20 protein-coding genes are annotated in these 19,415 nt (G+C 68.4%); 16 read left to right on the top strand and 4 right to left on the bottom strand.

The window, feature by feature from the left end; translation table 11 throughout:
* The first annotated feature begins 315 nt into the window (after positions 1 to 315).
* From L1081_RS02685 to L1081_RS02665, 5 genes are read left to right on the top strand one after another with little or no spacing between them, the layout of a single operon-like run.
* Positions 316 to 1,089 (top strand): FCD domain-containing protein, encoded by a 774-nt coding sequence (locus L1081_RS02685; protein WP_489415076.1) that lies wholly within the window; start codon positions 316 to 318, stop codon positions 1,087 to 1,089.
* The gene (locus L1081_RS02680) at positions 1,086 to 1,886 is read left to right on the top strand and encodes a transporter substrate-binding domain-containing protein (protein ID WP_489415075.1); all 801 of its coding nucleotides are present in this window, start codon (positions 1,086 to 1,088) and stop codon (positions 1,884 to 1,886) included. The genes L1081_RS02685 and L1081_RS02680 overlap by 4 nt, the downstream gene beginning before the upstream one ends.
* Positions 1,887 to 1,921: 35 nt before the next feature.
* The gene (locus L1081_RS02675) at positions 1,922 to 2,578 is read left to right on the top strand and encodes an amino acid ABC transporter permease (protein ID WP_124955875.1); all 657 of its coding nucleotides are present in this window, start codon (positions 1,922 to 1,924) and stop codon (positions 2,576 to 2,578) included.
* Positions 2,579 to 2,596: 18 nt separating this feature from the next.
* Positions 2,597 to 3,250 carry an ABC transporter permease subunit gene (locus L1081_RS02670; protein WP_489415074.1) on the top strand — a complete coding sequence of 218 codons (654 nt, stop codon included), beginning with the start codon at positions 2,597 to 2,599 and terminating at the stop codon, positions 3,248 to 3,250.
* On the top strand, positions 3,234 to 4,001 hold the full coding sequence (locus L1081_RS02665; protein WP_319426987.1) for an amino acid ABC transporter ATP-binding protein: 768 nt from the start codon (positions 3,234 to 3,236) through the stop codon (positions 3,999 to 4,001). Before L1081_RS02670 ends, L1081_RS02665 begins: the two co-directional genes overlap by 17 nt.
* Positions 4,002 to 4,020: 19 nt before the next feature.
* Here L1081_RS02665 and L1081_RS02660 read toward each other — a convergent pair whose 3' ends face one another.
* Positions 4,021 to 4,986: a DUF72 domain-containing protein gene (locus L1081_RS02660; RefSeq protein WP_489415073.1), complete on the bottom strand. Its 966-nt coding sequence runs from the start codon at positions 4,984 to 4,986 to the stop codon at positions 4,021 to 4,023.
* Between the two features lie 171 nt (positions 4,987 to 5,157).
* On the opposite strand from L1081_RS02660, the gene L1081_RS02655 reads away from it, so the two are divergent.
* The 4 genes from L1081_RS02655 (at position 5,158) to L1081_RS02640 (ending at position 7,537) form a co-directional block, all read left to right on the top strand.
* Positions 5,158 to 5,727: a YceB family lipoprotein gene (locus tag L1081_RS02655; protein ID WP_489415072.1), complete on the top strand. Its 570-nt coding sequence runs from the start codon at positions 5,158 to 5,160 to the stop codon at positions 5,725 to 5,727.
* Positions 5,724 to 6,716 carry a glycerophosphodiester phosphodiesterase family protein gene (locus tag L1081_RS02650; protein WP_489415071.1) on the top strand — a complete coding sequence of 331 codons (993 nt, stop codon included), beginning with the start codon at positions 5,724 to 5,726 and terminating at the stop codon, positions 6,714 to 6,716. Before L1081_RS02655 ends, L1081_RS02650 begins: the two co-directional genes overlap by 4 nt.
* Positions 6,717 to 6,777: 61 nt before the next feature.
* Positions 6,778 to 7,056, top strand: a complete 279-nt coding sequence (locus L1081_RS02645; protein WP_489415070.1) for a hypothetical protein — start codon at positions 6,778 to 6,780, stop codon at positions 7,054 to 7,056.
* Between the two features lie 13 nt (positions 7,057 to 7,069).
* Entirely contained in the window at positions 7,070 to 7,537 is a 468-nt protein-coding gene (locus L1081_RS02640; RefSeq protein WP_489415069.1) for a DUF411 domain-containing protein, read from the top strand.
* Between the two features lie 18 nt (positions 7,538 to 7,555).
* On the opposite strand, the gene L1081_RS02635 is transcribed toward L1081_RS02640, so the two are convergent.
* On the bottom strand, positions 7,556 to 8,854 hold the full coding sequence (locus L1081_RS02635; protein ID WP_489415068.1) for an FAD-dependent oxidoreductase: 1,299 nt from the start codon (positions 8,852 to 8,854) through the stop codon (positions 7,556 to 7,558).
* A gap of 41 nt (positions 8,855 to 8,895) precedes the next feature.
* Between L1081_RS02635 and L1081_RS02630 the strand changes: the two genes are divergently transcribed.
* Genes L1081_RS02630 through L1081_RS02610 form a run of 5 tightly spaced genes read left to right on the top strand, consistent with a single transcriptional unit; the run spans position 8,896 to position 13,052 of the window.
* Entirely contained in the window at positions 8,896 to 9,945 is a 1,050-nt protein-coding gene (locus L1081_RS02630; protein WP_489415067.1) for a P1 family peptidase, read from the top strand.
* A gap of 7 nt (positions 9,946 to 9,952) precedes the next feature.
* Positions 9,953 to 11,347 carry a TAXI family TRAP transporter solute-binding subunit gene (locus L1081_RS02625; protein WP_489415066.1) on the top strand — a complete coding sequence of 465 codons (1,395 nt, stop codon included), beginning with the start codon at positions 9,953 to 9,955 and terminating at the stop codon, positions 11,345 to 11,347.
* A gap of 34 nt (positions 11,348 to 11,381) precedes the next feature.
* On the top strand, positions 11,382 to 11,879 hold the full coding sequence (locus tag L1081_RS02620) for a MerR family transcriptional regulator (protein WP_489415065.1): 498 nt from the start codon (positions 11,382 to 11,384) through the stop codon (positions 11,877 to 11,879).
* Complete coding sequence (locus L1081_RS02615) at positions 11,791 to 12,216, top strand: carboxymuconolactone decarboxylase family protein (protein WP_489415064.1); 426 nt, start codon at positions 11,791 to 11,793, stop codon at positions 12,214 to 12,216. The genes L1081_RS02620 and L1081_RS02615 overlap by 89 nt, the downstream gene beginning before the upstream one ends.
* On the top strand, positions 12,213 to 13,052 hold the full coding sequence (locus tag L1081_RS02610) for an NHL repeat-containing protein (protein ID WP_489415063.1): 840 nt from the start codon (positions 12,213 to 12,215) through the stop codon (positions 13,050 to 13,052). The genes L1081_RS02615 and L1081_RS02610 overlap by 4 nt, the downstream gene beginning before the upstream one ends.
* An 87-nt stretch (positions 13,053 to 13,139) precedes the next feature.
* Here the strand turns inward: L1081_RS02610 and ettA are convergent, their stop codons facing one another.
* Positions 13,140 to 14,801, bottom strand: coding sequence for an energy-dependent translational throttle protein EttA (gene ettA / locus L1081_RS02605; RefSeq protein WP_319438815.1), 1,662 nt, complete (start codon positions 14,799 to 14,801; stop codon positions 13,140 to 13,142).
* A 299-nt stretch (positions 14,802 to 15,100) separates the two neighbouring features.
* On the opposite strand from ettA, the gene L1081_RS02600 reads away from it, so the two are divergent.
* Positions 15,101 to 16,894, top strand: coding sequence for a DEAD/DEAH box helicase (locus L1081_RS02600; RefSeq protein WP_489415062.1), 1,794 nt, complete (start codon positions 15,101 to 15,103; stop codon positions 16,892 to 16,894).
* Between the two features lie 128 nt (positions 16,895 to 17,022).
* Positions 17,023 to 18,063: an endonuclease/exonuclease/phosphatase family protein gene (locus L1081_RS02595; protein WP_489415061.1), complete on the top strand. Its 1,041-nt coding sequence runs from the start codon at positions 17,023 to 17,025 to the stop codon at positions 18,061 to 18,063.
* Positions 18,064 to 18,336: 273 nt separating this feature from the next.
* On the opposite strand, the gene L1081_RS02590 is transcribed toward L1081_RS02595, so the two are convergent.
* Positions 18,337 to 19,404: an ABC transporter ATP-binding protein gene (locus tag L1081_RS02590; protein ID WP_015866462.1), complete on the bottom strand. Its 1,068-nt coding sequence runs from the start codon at positions 19,402 to 19,404 to the stop codon at positions 18,337 to 18,339.
* Positions 19,405 to 19,415 lie beyond the last annotated feature (11 nt).

The raw sequence follows: 19,415 nt of genomic DNA, 5'->3' as shown, positions 1-19,415 counted from the left end.
CGGGGAGCACCCGATGCCCTGTGCACCTGGGCACGCTGCTATTGATCTGGCGATCAACCACCACTCTGAATAACGCTCCCGTCGATGGGGTGCCTTGCGCAGCGAAATCAAGGGGGAGGCCGCAGGCCGGAGGACATTCGCGGAGCAAGGTACCCCGTCGGCGGGAGCGCGCCCTGAACAGCAGCGCCCTGAACGACGGCACCCAAACAAAGCACCAAAACTCACAAGTGCGCACCACCGGCACGCAGCGTTGGCCCATTTCGGTGCACATATCTTGCATACCAGTTGGCACAAAAGCTGCTGGTATGCATGCCAATGTCTACATCCGCATCCGAAATCAGTGCACGCATCGTCGAAGCGGTGATGGCGCAGAAGCTCGCGCCGGGCTCGCGCCTGGGCGAGCAGCCGCTGGCCATGCTGTTCGACTGCAGCCGCACCATCGTGCGCGAGGCCCTCACCCGACTGGCGGCGCGCGGCATCGTCACGGTGAGTGCGCGGCGCGGCTGGTTCGTGATCGAGCCCTCGCAGGACGAGGCGCGCGAAGCCTTCGAGGCGCGCCGCGTCATCGAGCTCGGCCTGATCCGCAGTACGGGCAGCACCGGCAAGATCGACAAGGCCGCGCTGCGCCAGCTGAAGACGCACCTGCAGCGTGAAAAGGCCGCACTGAAGGAGAGCGACGTCGGCAACCGCAGCTTCCTGCTCGGCGACTTCCACGTGTGCCTGGCCGAATGCCTGGGCAACACGCTGCTGGCCGACACCTTGCGTGACTTCACCGCGCGCACCACGCTGATCGCCATGCTCTACCAGTCCACGCACGACGCTGTGCAGTCCTGCGAGGACCACGTGCAGATCGTCGCCGCCCTCGAGCGGGGCGACCACGCCGCCGCCGAGGCGCTGATGGCCTCGCACATCGGCACGGTGCAGTCGGCGCTGCGCGTGCAGGCACCCACCGATCCGCTCGCGCAGCTGCGCGATGCGCTGGCGCCGCTGCAACAAAAGAGCGCCGCGGCCAGGCCCGCGCGCCGGAAGGCCACCACGCCCTCCCCCGACGACACCGATTCATCGACTTACCTAGGAGCCCTGCTATGACCTTCTCTTCGTCCAAACGCCACCTCTCGCTCGCGCTTGCTTCCGTCGCCATGCTGGCGGCAGCCGGCACCGCCCAGGCCCAGAACGCCCTGGACAACGTGCTGAAGGCCAAGACCATCAAGATCGCCGTGCCCACCGACTATCCGCCCTACGGCTCGGTCGACAGGAACATGAAGCCCCAGGGCCTGGACGTGGAAATGGCCGAGCTGATCGCCGCCAAGCTCGGCGTCAAGGTCGAGCTGGTGCCCGTGACCAGCGCCAACCGCATTCCCTACCTGCAGACCCGCAAGGCCGACCTCGTGATCTCCACGCTCGGCAAGAACGCCGAGCGCGAGAAGGTGATCGACTTCTCCGCCGCCTATGCGCCCTTCTTCCAGGCCGTGTATGCCGCCAAGAGCATGAAGCTCACCAGCTTTGCCGACATGGCCGGCAAGACCGTCGCCGTGACGCGCGGCGCGATGGAAGACCAGGAGCTGAACAAGGTAGCGCCGCCGAACGTCGACTACCGCCGCTTCGAGGACAACAACGCGACCATCGCGGCCTTCGTGGCCGGCCAGACGCAGACCCTTGCCACCAGCGCGGCCGTGGCGGGCGACATGCTCGCCAAGAACCCGAAGGTGAGCGCCGAGTTCAAGCTGCTGCTGAAAGACAGCCCCTGCTTCGTCGGCGTGGCCAAGGGCGAAACCGCATTGAAGACCAAGGTCAACGAGATCATTGCGGCCGCCAAGAAGGACGGCACGCTGGACGCCATGTCGAAGAAATGGCTCGGCAAGGCCGCCGGCGACCTGCCGGTCTGAGCCTCGCTCGCTGAATCCCGAACAAAGGCGCGGCCATGGAATTCGACTTCGGTGCAGTTCTCGTCGACTGGCGGCTGCTCGCCAAGGGCATCGCGTGGACGGTCGGCCTGACGGCCATCGCCACCGTCATCGGCATGGCCGTGGGCGTGGCCTGCGCCTGGGCGCGCGCCAGCGGGCCGGCGTGGCTGCGCTGGGTGGTCGGCAGCTATGTGGAGCTGATCCGCAACACGCCCTTCATCGTGCAGCTGTTCTTCATCTTCTTCGGGCTGCCCGCGGCGGGCGTCAAGCTCACGCCGGAGGTGGCCTCGGTGATCGCGATGGTGTTGAATCTCGGGGCCTACGCGACCGAGATCATCCGCGCCGGCATCGAGGCCACGCCCAAGGGGCAGATCGAGGCGGCGGTGAGCCTGGCGCTCGACAAGGTGCAGGTGTTCACCCGCGTGGTGCTGCCGCCAGCGCTCAAGAAGGTGTGGCCCGCCATGGTGAGCCAGATCATCATCGTGATGCTGGGCTCGGCCGTGTGCGGACAGATCTCCACCGAGGAGCTGAGCTACGCGGCCAACCTCATCCAGAGCCGCAACTTCCGCGCCTTCGAGGCCTTCATCGTCGCCACCCTGCTCTACCTGGCGCTGGCGGTTGCGCTGCGCAGGCTGCTCAACTGGGCCGGGCCGAGATTCTTCTTCGGCCGCTGAACGCAGGACGCCACCACCATGGTCGATTTTTCTCTCTGGGACATCCTGCGCAACCTGCTGATGGCGCTGCGCTGGACCGTCGTGCTCTCGCTCATCGCCTTCATCGGCGGCGGGCTGGTGGGCGCGCTGCTGCTGTTCCTGCGGCTGCGCGGCGGCAACGCCATGGGCCGCGCCGTCGGCCTCTACGTGCAGCTGTTCCAGGGCACGCCGCTGCTGATGCAGCTGTTCCTTGCCTACTTCGGCATTGCGCTGTTCGGCATCGACGTGTCGGCGTGGACCGCGGCCAGCGTGGCGCTCACGCTCTACACCAGCGCCTTCCTCACCGAAATCTGGCGCGGCTGCGTGGCCGCCATTCCCAAGGGCCAGTGGGAAGCCTCGGGCAGCCTGGCGCTGAGCTTCAATGAGCAGATGCGCCACGTGATCCTGCCGCAGGCGGTGAAGATCGCCATCGCGCCGACAGTGGGCTTCCTGGTGCAGGTGATCAAGGGAACTGCGCTCGCCTCGGTGATCGGTTTTGTCGAACTCACCAAGGCCGGCAGCATGATTTCGAACGCCACCTTCCAGCCCTTCGTGGTGTTCAGCTGCGTGGCGCTGCTTTACTTCGTGCTGTGCTTCCCGGTAAGCCTGTACGCCAAGAATCTCGAGAGGAAATCCCATGGCCGCCGTGCTTGAACCCCAGACCTTTGCCGCGCCGATCGTGCGCGTGACCGCGCTGCGCAAGTCGTACGGCGCCAACGAGGTGCTCAAGGGCATCGACCTCGACGTGAAGCGCGGCGAGGTCATTGCCATCATCGGCAAGAGCGGCTCGGGCAAGAGCACGCTGCTGCGCTGCATCAACGGGCTCGAGGTGTTCCAGGAAGGCTCGCTCACGGTCGATGGCAAGCCCCTGCTGCACGAGAGCGCCATGGCCATGCGCGAGCTGCGCCAGCGCGTGGGCATGATCTTCCAGAGCTTCAACCTGTTTCCGCATCTCACAGTCGGCAAGAACGTGATGCTCGCACCCACGCTGGTGAAGAAGCGCAGCGGCATGGAGGCGGCCTCGCAGGCGCGCAAGCTGCTCGAGCGCGTGGGCCTGGCCGAGAAGTTCGACGCCATGCCCGAGCAACTCTCGGGCGGCCAGCAGCAGCGCGTGGCCATCGCCCGCGCACTGGCGATGGAGCCGGCCGTGCTGCTGTGCGACGAGATCACTTCGGCGCTCGACCCCGAACTGGTGGGCGAGGTGCTGCGCGTGGTGGAGTCGCTGGCCGACGAAGGCATGACGCTGCTGATGGTCACGCACGAGATGAGCTTTGCGCGCAAGGTGAGCGACCGCGTCATCTTCATGCACCAGGGCCGCGTGCACGAGATGGGGCCGCCTGCGGACATGTTCGGCAATCCGCAGACGGCCGAACTGAAGCAGTTTCTTTCGTCGCTGCACGACTGAGGCGGTACGCAGCGCTGCGCTACTTCTTGCCCGGCCGCGCACGCGCCGGCTTTCGCACTTCCATGCCGGGCGGCAGTTCGAAGCTGTCGTCTGCCCCCAGGCCGGTGGCCACGCCGAGCCGGGCCGCCAGATGCGCGGCATCGTAGGGCGCATGCACCTTGACGTCGTTGTCGAAGTAGCAGAACACATCGCGCCCCTTGCGACCGGAGAGCCGGCGCGAAGGCACGGCCAGCCTTGCATCCTTCACCTGACGTCCATGGCGCCAGGCGTCGATGCGCTCGGCCCAGCGGTCGAGCGCGGCATCGTCGTAGCCGCTCGCATAGAGCTCCTTGTCGCCATGCAGCCGCATGTAGACGAAGTCGGCGCACAGGTCTTCGAGCAGGGGCCAGCGCCCCGCCGTGTCGGCAACCACCAGTGCGACGCCATGGCGGCGCAGCATCGCGATGAAGTCCGGATTCGCGAAGCTCGCATGGCGCACTTCCACCGCATGCCGGATGCGCAGCTTCGCGGGCGCCTTCAGCAACGCACGGTCGTCGCTGAGCTTCTCGTTGTGCTGCCGCGCGAGCTTGAGGGCGGACCTGCCGTCCCTGGGCAGCAGCGCCAGGAATTCCTCGAGGCGATCGGCGTCGTAGGCGAACGACGGCGGCAGCTGCCAGAGAATCGGACCCAGCTTGGCGCCCAGTGCGAACACGCCCGATGCAAAGAAGTTGGCCAGCGCGCCGCGTGGTTCCTTGAGCCGCAGGTTATGCGTGATGTAGCGCGGCCCCTTCACCGCAAACACGAAATCGTCGGGCGTCGCGTCGTGCCACGCCTGCCAGGACACGGGGCGCTGCAGCGAATAGAACGAGCCGTTGATCTCGATGGTGGGCAGCATGCGCGATGCAAAGTCGAGCTCGAAGCGCTGCGCCAGCCCCTTGGGATAGAAGTGGCCGCGCCATGGCGCATAGCGCCAGCCAGAAATTCCGATTCGCGTGGCGCCCTGCATCGTTCGTCTTTTTCCTGCCGAGGCCTCGAACGTGGCCTGCCGGGCGGCGCCGTGGCGTAGGAATTCTTCCCATCCGCGTAGCAGCATGGGCCCAGCGCGCCGGCCGGAGTCCCGGACTCGCCGGAACCCCGCAGGCTGTGGCAAGCTCAGAGAAGTATGCAAATCCGCCCCTTGCCCCTCCCTTCCCGCCGCTGGATGCTGCTGCGCGCGCTGTGCGGCGCCGCCGCCCTGCAGGCGCCGCTTTCCGCGCTGGCCGGCTTCAACTTCTTCACCAGCGAATACACCGCCACGCGCGACGAACTGCAGGCGCAGATCGCCAAGCGCTTTCCGGTGGCCGAACGCTATGCCGAGATCTTCACGGTCGGGCTGCGCGACCCGCAGCTGGGCCTGGACGCGCGCGGCAACCGCGCGGCCATCACGGCCACGCTGACCATTGCCAGCCCCCTGCTGGCCGCCTCGCCGGTGCAGGGCCTGGTCTCGGTCAGCAGCGCGCTGCGCTACGACGCCGCCGCGCGCGCGCTGCGCCTGGACCAGCCCAAGGCCGAGCGCCTCGAACTGCAGGGCGTGCAGGGCCGCGATGCGGAACGGCTGCAGCAGGTGGGCGCGGTGGTGGCGCAGGAGCTGCTGCAGGGGCAGGTGCTGCGCAGCTTCACGGCCGAGGAGCTCACGGTGGGGCGCAAGACCTACGAGATCGGCGACATCACGGTGCAGGACGACGGCATCAAGGTGCAACTCAAATGAAATACCCACTGCTTGCCGCCGCATTGCTTGTCGCGGGCTGCGCGGCCATTCTCCCCACGGCCAAGCAGCACTTCGACCTGCAGGCGCACCGCGGCGGGCGCGGGCTCGCACCGGAGAACACGCTGGCGGCCTTCTCCAACGCCATCGATCTGGGCGTGAACACGCTCGAACTCGACATCGGGCTCACGGCCGACGGCGTGGTCGTGATCTCGCACGACACCGCGCTCAATGCCGACCACACGCGCGACGCGAACGGTGCGTGGCTCGCATCGAAGACCGGCCCCACCGTCCGCTCTCTGACGCTGGCCCAGCTTCAGAGCTACGACGTCGGTCGGCTGAATCCCGCGAGCAATTACGGCAAGCAGTTCGCGCTGCAGCTGCCGCGCGACGGCGAGCGCATCCCGACCCTGGCCGCGCTGTTCGACCATGTGCGCGCACGCGGCGCCGCGGCCGCCACGGTGCGCTTCAACATCGAAACCAAGATCGACCCTTCCAAGCCCGACGAGACCGCCGCGCCCGAGCCGATGGTGCGCGCCCTGCTCGCCGAGATCGACAAGGCGCAGATGGGCGGCCGAGTGACCATCCAGAGCTTCGACTGGCGCACGCTCGCGCTGGTCGGCCAGCTTGCACCGCAATTGCCGCGCGCCTACCTGAGTTCCCCGCGCACGCTCAAGGACAGCCGCTGGACGGCCGGCCTCGACGCGGCCAACTTCGCTTCGACGCCGCAGCTGGTCAAGGCCGCCGCCGGCAAGCCCGGCGCGCCCCTGACCTGGTCGCCGGCGTATGGCGACCTGACGCGCGCCGCCATCAAGGAAGCGCAAGGACTCGGCTTCAAGGTGCTGCCCTGGACCGTGAACCAGCGCGCCGACATGCTGCGGCTGATGGACTGGGGCGTGGACGGCATCATTACCGACTACCCCGACGTGCTGCGCGATCTGATGCGCGAACGCGGCCTCTCGCTGCCGCCACCTGGAAAGGCTTCGTCATGAGCCCCCGCCCGGCCGCTCCGAAGGGGGCTCGCACCGCAGCGCGTAGCGCGGAGGTTGCCTTATGAGCACCGCCGCACGGCAGCTCGACGCCATCGGCGGCGGCATCGCGGCGCTGCAGGGCGGCGGCGGATCGGTCGCCACGCTCTCGAACGAGGCGCGTGCGAGCAGCGAACTGCTCGCTACCCTGCCGCCGCGCTATGGCGAGGTGCTGCTGAACCTGCTCGACCGGCTCGAATCGAGCGCGCTGTTCAGCGAGGAGAGCTGTTCCTTCAGCCAGAAAGACCTGCTCGACAACCTGCAGGCGTGGGCCGACAAGGCCCGCGCGCAGCTGCCGTCCTGAGGAGAAACAAGCCATGCAAAGACGCACCCTTCTTCTGCGCGCCGCCCCGCTGCTCGCGCTCGCATCCACGGCGGCATGGCCGCTGGCCGCGTCGGCCGCCGCGCCGATGGTCGAGATCTGGAAAGACCCGAACTGCGGATGCTGCCAGGACTGGGTGAAGCACCTCAAGGCGAACGGCTTCGCCACCCGCGTGCACGACGATGGCAACAATGCCGTGCGCAGCCGGCTCGGCATTCCCGCCAGGCTGGGCTCGTGCCACACCGGACTGATCGGCGGCTACGCGCTCGAAGGCCACGTGCCCGCGCGCGAAGTGCACAGGCTGCTGCGCGAAAAGCCCAAGGCCATCGGCCTCGCGGTGCCCGGCATGCCGGTGGGATCGCCGGGCATGGACGGCGCCGCCTACGGCGATCGGCGCGATCCCTACGACGTGCTGCTGGTGCTGGCCGATGGCGGCAGCCGCGTCTACCAGAGCTACCGCTGAGGAAAACCGCGCGGTCCGTCAGCTGAAGCGGGCGGGATCGAAAGGGGCCAGCGCCGTCTCGGGCGTGGTGCCTGCGAGCAATTGCGCCGCGAGCCTGCCGGTGCGTGCCGAGCCGCACAGGCCGACGTGCCCATGCCCGAAGGCCAGCACGACATCCGCACTGGCCGCGGATGCGCCGATACAGGGCAGCCCGTCGGGCAGGCTGGGCCGGTGGCCGAGCCAATGCTTCACGGCCACCGCCTCCGGCGCCTGGGTGGCAAGCGCCGGAAACATCGACAGCAGGTGCCGGTGCAGGATCTCCGCGCGCCGCCAGTCGGGCGCGGCATCGAGCCCGCCAATCTCGACCTGGCCGGCCGCGCGCAGGCCGCCGTCCATCCAGTGCGCGATGAGCTTGCCGTCGGCCACCATCGTCGGCGTGCGCGGTCCCGCCGAAGCGCCCTCGACGACGACGTGGTAGCCGCGTTCGGATTCGAGCGGCACTGGCGATCCGGCGGCCGCGGCCAGCGGGCCCGAGCGCGCACCGGCGCAGATGGCGGCGGCGTCGCAGGCGATCTCGCCCGCATCGGTGCGCACCGCGCGCAATCGCCCGCCTTCGATGCGAAAGCCGGTGGCGCGCGCCGCCACGCGCTGCGCGCCGGCCTCCTGCGCATGCCGTGCGAGCGCCGCCACATAGGCACCGGGATTGCGGCAGTGCCCGGCCTCGGGCACGAAGATGCCGAGCGTGTAGCGCGCGTCGAGGTCGGGCTCGCGCCGGCGCAGTTCAGCCGCCGGCCATTCCTCCCATTGCACGCCGGTGCGCTGGCGCACGCGCCAGCCGAGCGCATCGCCGTCGAACTCCTCGCGCGACCGGTACGCATGCAGCAATCCGCGCTGCTCGATGAGCTGCGGCACGCCAGCCTCGGCGGCGAGCCGGGCATGCAGGGCCGGGGCATCGGCCAGCAGCGTGCGCAGCGCGTCGGCCGTGCGCTGCACGCGCGCCTCGGTCCAGCCCGAGGCCAGGTAGCGCAGCAGCCAGGGCAAGGCCCGCGGCAGATAGCGCCAGCGCAGCGCGAGCGGCCCCAGCGGATCGGCCAGCCAGCCCGGCACCTTGCGCCAGGCACCGGGCAGCGCGGGCGGGACCACGGAATGGGACGAGAGCCAACCCGCATTGCCGTAGCTCGTGGCTTGCGGACCGCCCGGCTCTCCGGGTTCCACCACCGTCACGCGCAGGCCGGCGCGCAAGGCCTCGATGGCGGTCGCGCTGCCCACGGCGCCTGCGCCGATCACGACCACATGGCGTCCCGCGCCCTGCGCGGAGAAACTTCTTGCAACTGTCATGGGGGCCTATCGTAGAGGGCGCGGTCCCATAATCGGCCGCCATGCCCGCTTCGTCATCCGTTCCCTCTTCCCTTGCTTCGTCTTCCGGCGCCATCACCGATGTGGCCGGCATCGAAGTCGGCCATTTTTCCGACACGCGCCGGCCCACCGGTTGCACCGTGGTCCTCGCCCGCGAAGGGGCCGTTGCCGGCGTCGACGTGCGCGGCGCCGCACCGGGCACGCGCGAAACCGACCTGCTCTCGCCCGGCAACCTGGTGCAGCAGGTGCACGGCGTGATGCTGGCGGGCGGCAGCGCCTGGGGCCTGGCCGCGGCCGAAGGCGCGATGCGCTGGCTCGAGGAGCGCAATATCGGCATGGACGTGCGCTTCGGCACCCTGCCCATCGTGCCGGCCGCCGTGCTGTTCGACCTGCCCATGGGCGACGCGCGCATCCGCCCCGACGCCGCCGCCGGCTATGCGGCCTGCGAGGCGGCCACCCGCGATGCGCCGGAAGAAGGCAACGTGGGCGCCGGCAGCGGCGCGCTCGTGGGCAAGCTCTTCGGCGTGCACCGCGCGATGAAGGGCGGCATCGGCACCGCCTCGGTCACCGTGGGCGGCGTGACGGTGGGCGCGCTCATCGCGGTCAACGCGCTGGGCGACGTGATCGACCCCGACACCGCGCAGCCCGTGGCCGGCGCGCGCACCGAGGACGGCCGCGCGCTGCTCGACACCCGCCGCGCCCTGCTGCGCGGCGAGCTGCCCAAGCCCCTGCTCGCGGGCACCAACACCACGCTCGGCGTGATCGCAACCGACGCGGCGCTGACGAAGGTGCAGGCCAACCGCCTCGCCAGCGTGGCGCACGACGGCCTTGCGCGCGCCATCAACCCGGTGCACACCATGAGCGACGGCGACACGCTGTTCGCGCTGGCCACCGGCCGCGTTCCGCTCGAAGGCCCCGGTGCCGAATCCAGCCCCGGCATGACCGTGCTCGGCACCATGGCGGCCGAAGCGGTGGCGCGCGCCACCTTGCGCGCGGTGCTGGCGGCGCGTTCCGTCACCGTTGGCGAGCTGCACGTGCCGTGCGCGGCCGATCTCGCCGCAACGAAAGGTTGAGTACCCCATGGCCATGCCCAAGACACTGAAGCTGATCCTGCTGTCGATCCGCGACCTGATCGCCTCGGCCGGTCCCGTCGTGTTCCTCGTGATCGGCCTCTTGATTGCCGCCTATTGGTGGCTGCAGCCGCAGCCGCCCAAGCACGTGACGCTGGCGACCGGCCCGACCGGCAGCGCCTATTCGCAGTTCGGCAAGCGCTATGCCGAGCTGCTCAAGGCGAGCGGCATCGAGGTGGAGCTCAAGGCCACCACGGGCTCTTCCGAGAACCTGGAACTGCTGCGCAGCGGCGGCGCCGACGTGGGCTTCGTGCGCGGCGGCAGCGCCGACCCGGTGGCCGACGAGGAAGCTGGCCTCACCTCCCTCGGCAGCCTGTTCTTCGAGCCGATCTGGCTCTTCTACCGCGCCGACAGCGCGCAGAAGATCGACCGCAAGACAGCCACCTTGACTTCGCTCGCCCAGCTGCGGGGCCTGCGCGTGAATGTCGACCTGGCGGGCAGCGGCCTGCCCGAGATCATGGAAAGGCTCTTCAAGGCCAACCACCTCGAGCCCGATGCGCTGCTGCTTTCCAACCTCGAACAGGCGGCCGCGGCCGAAGCGCTGCAGGCCGGCCTGCTCGATGCGATCGTGCTGGCCTCGGCGCCGCAGTCGCCGCAGGTGCAGCGGCTGCTGCGCGCGCCCGACATCAAGCTCATGGACTTCGGCCAGGCCGATGCGTACACGCGGCGTTTTCCGTTTCTCTCGGCGGTGACGCTGCCGCGCGGCGTGGTCGACCTGTCGAAGGACCTGCCGCCTACGGACGTCTCGCTGCTCGCGGCCACCACCTCGCTGCTTTCGCGCGACGAGACCCACTCCGCGCTGCGCCAGCTCTTCGCGCAGGCCGCGCAAGGCGTGCACAGCGACGCCGGCTGGTTCAACCGGGCGCGCGACTTTCCCAACACGCGCACCAGTGAACTGCCCGTGAGCCCCGAGGGCGACCGCGCCATCAACGGCACGCCGCCGTTCTGGCAGCGCTACCTGCCGTTCTGGGCCAGCAACCTGATCGAGCGCATGTGGCTGGTGCTCGGCGGCCTCCTGGTGCTGATGCTGCCGCTGAGCCGCGTGGTGCCGCCGCTCTACCAGTTCCGCGTGCGGCGCCGCGTCTTCCGCTGGTATGCGCGGCTGCGCGACATCGAGGCCAAGGTCGATTCCCGCCAGGGCGGGCGCGACGAATTGCTCGACGAACTCGAGGAGCTCGACCGCGTGGTCAACAAGGTGGCCGTTCCGCTGTCGTACGCCGACGAACTCTACGCGCTGCGCAACAACATCCACACGGTGCAAAAGCGCGTGCAGATGCGCTGGCCGCAGCCCGGCGATTTCGCGCCCCGGACACCGCCGCCCGCCGAAGTCGCAGAAGGCGCTTGACTTCGAGCGCGCTCCAACTTCGAGAATTCCCGCCATGGAAGCCCACTTGACCATTGCGGAAGTCGCGCAGCGCACCGGCCTCACGGCCCACACGCTGCGCTACTACGAACGCATCGGACTGATCGCCGCGGTGCCCCGTGCACCAGGTGGCCAGCGCCGCTATGCGAGCGCCGACATGGACTGGCTGGCCTTCCTGTTGCGCCTGCGCGAGACCGGCATGCCCATCCAGGGCATGCAGGCCTTCGCCAGGCTTCGAAGCCAGGGGGACGCCAGTGTCGGGGCGCGGCGCGAGATGCTCGAACAGCATCTTGCCGAGGCCCAGGCCAAGGTGGCGGCGCTGCAGCAATCCATGCAGGCGCTGTCGCTGAAGATCGAGCACTACCGAGCCATCGACAAGAAGCGTCCCTCGTCACCGGGCACAGCCCTCGAAGGAAAGACGAGCGATGACCAACGCACAAGCAAGCCACAACGGCAACGACAACAACCTGCGCTACGAGCGCGGGCTGGCCAAGCTCCAGCAGATCGACGGTGAAGGCGGCGTCAAGGTCGTCGAAAGCCTGGCCGGCATCGCACCCGATTTCGCGCGCCTCCTGATCGAGTTTCCGTTCGGCGACATCTACTCGCGCCCCGGCCTCGACCTGCGTTCGCGCGAGATCGCGGTGGTGGCCGCGCTCACGGCCATGGGCAATGCGGCGCCGCAGCTCAAGGTGCATATCCAGGGCGCGCTCAACGTCGGCGTGACACGCACCGAGATCGTCGAAACCATCATGCAGATGGCGGTGTACGCGGGCTTTCCGGCCGCGCTCAATGGACTGGCGGCCGCGCGCGAGGTGTTTGCCGCGAACACCCCGCAGGAGGAGCCCGCATGAAGCACCGCAGTTTTCGCGTCCGCCTGCCGCTGCTCGGCCTTGCGCTGCTTGCGAGCGCGACCCATGTGCCCGCCTCGGCGCGAACGCCCGCCCCGCGGGCCTGGACGCTGGAAAAACGCCCCGTGCACGACGAGCTCTCCTCGCCGGTCGGCATGGCCTACGACGCGGCAGGCCATCTCTATGTCGCCAACTGGTCGGCCGGGACCGTGCTGCGCTTTGCGCCCGACGGTGCCCGCTCGGTGTTCGCATCGGGCTTGAGCGGCCCCAGCGGGCTGGCAATCGGCTCTTCCGGCGACGTCTTCGTCGCGTCCTACAGCCAGGACCTGGTGTGGCGCTTCACGCCCGGCGGCAGGCAGAGCGTATTCGTGCGCGGCCTGGCAACGCCGGCGGGCCTGAGCTTCGACCGCAAGGGCCGGCTGCTGATCGCCAACCGCCGAACCAATCAGATCCTCGCGGTGCATCCCGACGGCAGGATCGAAGTCGCTGCAGAGGGACTGCAAACGCCGGTCGGCGCGGTCGAACTGCCGGGCGGCGAGCTGATGGTCAGCAACATCGCGGGCGGCATCTCGCTGGTCGGGTCGGACGGCCGCGCGCGAAGCATCCACGACGGGCTGCGCAGCCCGGGCCCCGGCATCGTCGCGGACCCCGAGGGCGCTGCCGCCTATGTGGTCGACTACGGCGGCACGACAGTCAGCCGCATCGACCGCGAAGGAGGCCGCGTCGTGGTGGCGGACGGCCTGTCCAGCCCGGTCGGACTCGCCCGCACACCCGACGGGAACCTGCTGGTCGCCACGTGGGGAGCGAATGCGGCCTTTCGGCTGGTGCGGCTGCGTTGAGACGCCGGCTTGCCCGCCCCATGAAAAAAGCGCGCCGCCCTCGAAGGGCCGGCGCGCCGTTCGCGCTCCGGAAGAACCGGCGCAGCTTTACTTGAGGGCTTTGTAGCGCATGCGCTTGGGCTTGGCACCCTCTTCGCCCAGGCGCTTCTTCTTGTCGGCTTCGTACTCCTGGTAGTTGCCGTCGAAGAAGGTCCACTGGCTGTCGCCTTCGGCCGCCAGGATGTGCGTGGCAATGCGGTCGAGGAACCAGCGGTCGTGGCTGATGACCATCACGGTGCCGGCGAACTCGAGCAGCGCATCTTCCAGCGCACGCAGCGTTTCCACGTCAAGGTCGTTCGAGGGCTCGTCCAGCAGCAGCACGTTGCCGCCCGCGATCAGCGTCTTGGCCAGGTGCAGCCGGCCGCGCTCGCCGCCCGACAGCGTGCCGACCTTCTTCTGCTGGTCGGCGCCGTTGAAGTTGAAGCGGCCCGCGTAGGCGCGGCTCGCCATCTGGAACTTGCCGACATTGATGATGTCCAGGCCGTTCGAGATGTCTTCCCACACCGTCTTGTTGTTGGCAAGCTCGTCGCGGTGCTGGTCCACGAAGGCCATCTTGACCGTCGAGCCGATGATGACCTCGCCCGAATCCGGCTTTTCCTTGCCCGCGAGCAGCTTGAAGAGCGTCGACTTGCCGGCGCCGTTCGGGCCGATGATGCCGACGATCGCGCCCGGCGGCACGGTGAAGCTCAGGTTGTCGATCAGCATGCGGTCGCCGAAGGACTTGCTGACGCCGTGGAACTCGAACACCTGCTGGCCCAGCCGCTCCGCCACAGGAATGAAGATTTCCTGCGTCTCGTTGCGCTTCTGGTATTCCATGTCGCTCAGCTCTTCGAAGCGGGCCAGGCGGGATTTGCTCTTGGCCTGGCGTGCCTTCGGGTTCTGGCGCGACCACTCCAGTTCCTTCTTCAGCGCCTTGGCGTGGGCTTCTTCGCTCTTCTGCTCCTGCGCCAGGCGTTCGCCCTTCTGCTCGAGCCAGGTGCTGTAGTTGCCCTTCCAGGGAATGCCGCGGCCGCGGTCCATTTCCAGGATCCACTCGGCCGCGTTGTCGAGGAAGTAGCGATCGTGGGTGATGGCCACCACGGTGCCCGTGAAGCGCTGCAGGAACACTTCGAGCCACTCCACCGATTCTGCGTCCAGGTGGTTGGTCGGCTCATCGAGCAGCAGCATGTCGGGCTTGGACAGCAAGAGGCGGCACAGCGCCACGCGCCGCTTTTCGCCGCCTGACAGCAGGCCGATCTTCGCGTCCCACGGCGGCAGGCGCAGTGCGTCGGCGGCGATTTCCAGTTGATGTTCGGAATCGGTGCCGGCAGTGGCGATGATGGCTTCGAGCTGGGCCTGCTCGGCCGCCAGCGCGTCGAAGTCGGCGTCTTCGGCACCATAGGCGATGTACACCTCTTCGAGGCGCGCCTTGGCCGCAAACACCGCGCCCATGGACTCTTCGACCGATTCGCGCACCGTGTGCTCGGTGTTGAGCTTGGGTTCCTGCTCCAGATAGCCGATCGTCATCCCCGGCATGGGCAGCGCCTCGCCCTCGAACTCCTTGTCCACACCCGCCATGATCTTGAGCAGCGTGGACTTGCCCGAGCCATTCAGGCCGAGCACGCCGATCTTGGCGCCGGGGAAGAAAGAGAGCGAAATGTCTTTCAAGAGCTGCCGCTTGGGCGGCACGGTCTTGCTGACACGGTTCATCGAATAGACGTATTGAGCCATCTGTGAATAGTTACCTTGGGTAGCGGAAATTGGGCGAAAAGTGCGGGCGCCCGAAGAAGCTTTCGGACGCGGCAAACCATGGATTATCGACTCATGCGACAATAGCCACCGTTGCCGGGTCCAGTTGCCCGCAACACCGGCTCTCTGCCGGGGACGAAGAAAGCGCCTTTCAACCCTCTTGCGAGGGCGGACTTTCTGGCTCCCACCCCTGACCTTCATCAGCCTTGACTGGCTCGGCGTCACAAAAGACGCCAAGCGGGCCGATGCCACTGCGCCGTGTATGGCGCTTATTGTTTCCAATGAATTTTGACGAACTGAAGCTGGCTCCCGCCATCTTGAAGGCTGTGCACGAGCACGGTTACGACACCCCCACCCCCATCCAGGCGCAAGCCATTCCCGCGGTCCTCGAAGGCCACGACCTTCTGGGCGGCGCCCAGACCGGCACCGGCAAGACCGCTGCGTTCACGCTGCCGATGCTGCACAAGCTCAGCGTCGGCACGAGCGCCACCAACAAGTTCGGCGGCATCGGCATTCGTGCGCTGGTGCTCACGCCCACGCGCGAACTCGCGGCCCAGGTCGAAGAGTCGGTGCGCACCTACGGCAAGTACCTGGAACTCGACTCCACCGTGATCTTCGGCGGCGTGGGCATGAACCCGCAGATCAGCAAGCTCAAGAAGGGCGTCGACATCCTCGTGGCCACCCCCGGCCGCCTGCTCGACCTGCAGCAGCAGGGCATGCTCGACCTGAGCCAGGTCCAGATGCTGATCCTCGACGAAGCCGACCGCATGCTCGACATGGGCTTCATCCATGACGTGAAGAAGATCCTGGCGCTGGTGCCCAGGGAAAAGCAGAGCCTGCTGTTCTCGGCCACCTTCAGCGACGAGATCCGCGACCTGGCCGCCACGCTGCTCAAGAACCCGCAGAGCATCCAGGTCACGCCGCGCAACACCACCGTGCAGCGCATCACCCAGGTGATCCACCCGGTGGGCCGCGGCAAGAAGAAGGCGCTGCTCGCGCACATCATCAACGAGAACAAGTGGAGCCAGGTGCTCGTGTTCACGCGCACCAAGTTCGGCGCCAACAGCGTGGCCGAGTTCCTCACCAAGAACGGCATCGAGGCGATGGCGCTGCACGGCAACAAGAGCCAGAGCGCCCGCACCCAGGCGCTGGCCGGCTTCAAGAGCGGCGACATCCGCGCGCTGGTGGCCACCGACATCGCGGCCCGCGGCATCGACATCGACGAGCTGCCGCACGTCGTGAACTACGAGATCCCGAACGTCAGCGAAGACTACGTGCATCGCATCGGCCGCACCGGCCGCGCCGGTTCGAGCGGCGAGGCCGTGAGCTTCGTCTGCATGGACGAAGAGGGCTTCATGCAGGAAATCGAACGCTTCACCAAGCAGACGATTCCGGTGCAGTTCGTCGAAGGCTTCGGCCCTGAGGAAGGCGAACGCGCCGAGCCGATCGCCATGGGTCGTCAGACGATCTGGGGCGGCGCCGGCCGTCCGCCGAGCCGCGACGTGATGCAGGCGGCCGCCAAGGCTGCCCGCACCGAGATGCTGTCGCGCATCCGCGAGAACAAGGCCGGCCAGGGCGGTGAGCGCGCCGGCGGCGGTGGTGGTGGCGGCCAACGCCGCGGCGGCGGCCAGGGCGGTGGCGGCCAAGGCCGCAATGCCAATGGCGGCGGCCAGGGACAGGGCCAGGGCCCGCGCGGCCAGGGCGCCCGCCCGGCACAAGGCCGCGGACCGCAAGGCCCGGCACGTGCGCCGCACCATGCGCCGCAGAACCATCTGCCGCATGACGAGCGCCAGCCGCGCCATCACGGCAACAGCCACAGCCCGACCCAGGCCAACCAGGTCGCACACCTGCGCGCCGAAGCGGTCGCCGGCGGCGACGGTCAGCCGGATCCGCTGCGCACGAGCGTCGACCACATGGGTGGCGGCCGCGGGCGCGGCCGTCCGGGCGGCGGCGGTGGCGGCTACGGCGGCAATCGTTCGGGCGGCGGTGGCCGTTCGGGTGGCGGCGGCTACGGTGGCGGTGGCGGTGGCGGTGGCAACCGCTCCGGCGGCGGCGGACGCTCGTTCGGGCGCTGACCGGCGCAGCGGGTAGATGGAGCATCTATCCCGCAACAAAGACAAAGGGCACTTCGGTGCCCTTTGTCTTTTGCGCCGCCGACACGGCATCTCCCGCTCGTCACCCGCTGCGGACACAATCGCGTGCCATGCAAGACATCCCGCCCAACTACGCCACGCTCTTCGTCGCCACCTGCAACCTGCTGAATCTCGCGAACCCGCATCGGGTGTATTACGAGAACCAGGACGCCTACGACGAACGCGAATACGAACGCAAGATCGGCTGGACCGGCGAGCGCTTCCATGCACTCAACGCCGACGTGCTCGCGGTGCAGGAGGTCTGGGACGAGAGCGCGCTGAAGGCCGCCATCGCGCGCAGCGGCCTGCGCTACGACTTCGTCTCGGTCCCGGGCGCGGAGAACACGCCGCCGCCCGCGAGCCCGCCGGGCACGCCTGCACGGCCGGGCGCGCAGGGCACGCCGCGGGTCGGCATTGCCACGCGGCTGCAGGTGGACCAGGTCCGGTCCTTCGTCGACTTTCCGTCCGGCTTCGGGGTCGAGGTGCCGGGCCTGGGCCCGCACACGCGCTTCGAGCGCCCGCCCCTCCTGGCCACGCTGCGCATGAAGCACGGGCAGCAGGTGCACGTGCTGACGGTGCACCTCAAGTCCAAGCGGCCCAAATTCCTGCAGGACGCGCAGGGCAATGCCCTGGAAGACCGGGAGGACCGCAAGGTCGGCGCCATGGCTTCGCTGCGCTCGCTCGTCATGCGCGGCGTCGAGGCGGCGGCCCTGCGCTGCATCGTGATCGACCTGCTGCAGGGCACGAACACGCCGCTGGTGGTGATGGGCGACTTCAACGACGACCCGCACAGCGTCACCACGCAGCTGGTGGCCGCCACCTCCGAGGTGGCCTACGACAAGGCGGCGCGCGACGTGGCGCTCTTCAATGCCTACGAGATGCAGGGCGAATCGGCGCTCAAGAAGGACGTGGCCTATTCGCACATCCACCAGGGCTTTCCGGCGGTGCTCGACCAGATCTTCGTGAGCGAGGAGTTCGTTGCGACGAGCCGGCGCAGCCTGGGCGACGTGCGCCGGGTCGACTACTTCAACGACCACCTGCACGAAGGCCGGGACCGCTCGCGCTCGGACCACGGCTTCGTGCGCGCGCTGCTGCGGCTGCGCACCGACTAGGGCCTGTTAACGCTATGGAAGGGGTCGCGAAGCTCGCCACAGCCCGCCCATCAAGGCGCGTGACGCCGTGCGTGCGTCCGCACGCACAAGGAACGCAACGCCGAGGGGCGGGCTGTGGCGAGCTTCCCTGCGGGTTGCTTCGCCAAGGGGCCGTCTGCGGCGTTGCCCACGCTTGCAAGGCCAAAGCCTTGCTGCGCCCAGGCGCCTTGCATCCAGCCCCTTGGCGAAGCAACGCGATCCCCTTCCATAGCGTTAACAGGCCCTAGCTGAAGCTCAGGGCATGCGCCGGCCGCTCTGGCGGTCGAACAGGTGCACGCGGTTGGCATCGATCGCCAGGCCCACGGTCTGGTCGGGCTGTGCGTCGACGCGGCCATGCACCGCCAGCACCAGCTTCGCCTCGCCGACCTGCACCAGCAGTTCGGTCTCGGCGCCCGTGGGCTCGACCACGATCACCTGCGCATCGACGCCGCTGCCGCCGCCCAGCGTGATGTCGCCGGGGCGGATGCCGTAGTGCACCGGCTGGCCATCGGGCGCCGAGGTGCCCGGCGGCACGGGCCAGCGCGCGCCGTGTGCCTCGACGTGGCATTCGCCGCCCGAGCGCCGCACCGTGCCCTCGATCACGTTCATCGACGGCGAGCCGATGAACTGCGCGACGAACAGGTTGTCGGGACGGTCGTACAGGTCGAGCGGCGTGCCGATCTGCTCGACGATGCCGTCGTGCATCACCACGATGCGGTCGGCCATGGTCATGGCCTCGATCTGGTCGTGCGTCACGTAGACAGTGGTGGTCTTCAGGCGCTGGTGCAGCGCCTTGATCTCGGCACGCATCGCCACGCGCAGCTTGGCGTCCAGGTTGGAGAGCGGCTCGTCGAACAGGAACACCTTGGGGTCGCGCACGATGGCGCGCCCCATGGCCACGCGCTGGCGCTGGCCGCCCGACAGCTCGCGCGGATAGCGCCCGAGCAGTGCATCGAGGTTGAGGATCTTCGCGGCGCGCGCCACGCGCTCGTCGGTCACCGACTTCTCCGCATTGCGCAGCCGCAGGCTGAAGCCCATGTTCTCGCCGACCGTCATGTGCGGATAGAGCGCGTAGCTCTGGAACACCATGGCGATGTCGCGGTCCTTCGACTCGAGGTCGTTGACCACGCGGCTGTCGATCATGATCTCGCCGCCGCTGATGTCCTCCAGGCCCGCAAGCATGCGCAGCAAGGTCGACTTGCCGCAGCCCGAAGGCCCGACCAGCACCACGAACTCGCCGTCGGTGATGTCGAAGCTCAGGCCCTGGATGATCTGGACCTTGCCGAAGGATTTCTGGATATTGCGAAAGGATACGGATGCCATTTTTATTCCCA

Origin of the sequence: Variovorax sp. MSC1_012 (assembly GCF_023667525.1) — a bacterium.
Lineage (GTDB): Bacteria > Pseudomonadota > Gammaproteobacteria > Burkholderiales > Burkholderiaceae_C > Variovorax > Variovorax beijingensis_B.
This window is presented reverse-complemented; position numbering and strand designations above follow the sequence as displayed.

Coding starts and splice junctions, on each gene's coding strand:
- L1081_RS02685 (WP_489415076.1), top strand. CDS start 316: ATGTCTACATCCGCATCCGAAATCAGTGCACGCATCGTCGAAGCGGTG.
- L1081_RS02680 (WP_489415075.1), top strand. CDS start 1,086: ATGACCTTCTCTTCGTCCAAACGCCACCTCTCGCTCGCGCTTGCTTCC.
- L1081_RS02675 (WP_124955875.1), top strand. CDS start 1,922: ATGGAATTCGACTTCGGTGCAGTTCTCGTCGACTGGCGGCTGCTCGCC.
- L1081_RS02670 (WP_489415074.1), top strand. CDS start 2,597: ATGGTCGATTTTTCTCTCTGGGACATCCTGCGCAACCTGCTGATGGCG.
- L1081_RS02665 (WP_319426987.1), top strand. CDS start 3,234: ATGGCCGCCGTGCTTGAACCCCAGACCTTTGCCGCGCCGATCGTGCGC.
- L1081_RS02660 (WP_489415073.1), bottom strand. CDS start 4,986: ATGCAGGGCGCCACGCGAATCGGAATTTCTGGCTGGCGCTATGCGCCA.
- L1081_RS02650 (WP_489415071.1), top strand. CDS start 5,724: ATGAAATACCCACTGCTTGCCGCCGCATTGCTTGTCGCGGGCTGCGCG.
- L1081_RS02645 (WP_489415070.1), top strand. CDS start 6,778: ATGAGCACCGCCGCACGGCAGCTCGACGCCATCGGCGGCGGCATCGCG.
- L1081_RS02640 (WP_489415069.1), top strand. CDS start 7,070: ATGCAAAGACGCACCCTTCTTCTGCGCGCCGCCCCGCTGCTCGCGCTC.
- L1081_RS02635 (WP_489415068.1), bottom strand. CDS start 8,854: ATGACAGTTGCAAGAAGTTTCTCCGCGCAGGGCGCGGGACGCCATGTG.
- L1081_RS02630 (WP_489415067.1), top strand. CDS start 8,896: ATGCCCGCTTCGTCATCCGTTCCCTCTTCCCTTGCTTCGTCTTCCGGC.
- L1081_RS02625 (WP_489415066.1), top strand. CDS start 9,953: ATGGCCATGCCCAAGACACTGAAGCTGATCCTGCTGTCGATCCGCGAC.
- L1081_RS02620 (WP_489415065.1), top strand. CDS start 11,382: ATGGAAGCCCACTTGACCATTGCGGAAGTCGCGCAGCGCACCGGCCTC.
- L1081_RS02615 (WP_489415064.1), top strand. CDS start 11,791: ATGACCAACGCACAAGCAAGCCACAACGGCAACGACAACAACCTGCGC.
- L1081_RS02610 (WP_489415063.1), top strand. CDS start 12,213: ATGAAGCACCGCAGTTTTCGCGTCCGCCTGCCGCTGCTCGGCCTTGCG.
- ettA (WP_319438815.1), bottom strand. CDS start 14,801: ATGGCTCAATACGTCTATTCGATGAACCGTGTCAGCAAGACCGTGCCG.
- L1081_RS02600 (WP_489415062.1), top strand. CDS start 15,101: ATGAATTTTGACGAACTGAAGCTGGCTCCCGCCATCTTGAAGGCTGTG.
- L1081_RS02595 (WP_489415061.1), top strand. CDS start 17,023: ATGCAAGACATCCCGCCCAACTACGCCACGCTCTTCGTCGCCACCTGC.
- L1081_RS02590 (WP_015866462.1), bottom strand. CDS start 19,404: ATGGCATCCGTATCCTTTCGCAATATCCAGAAATCCTTCGGCAAGGTC.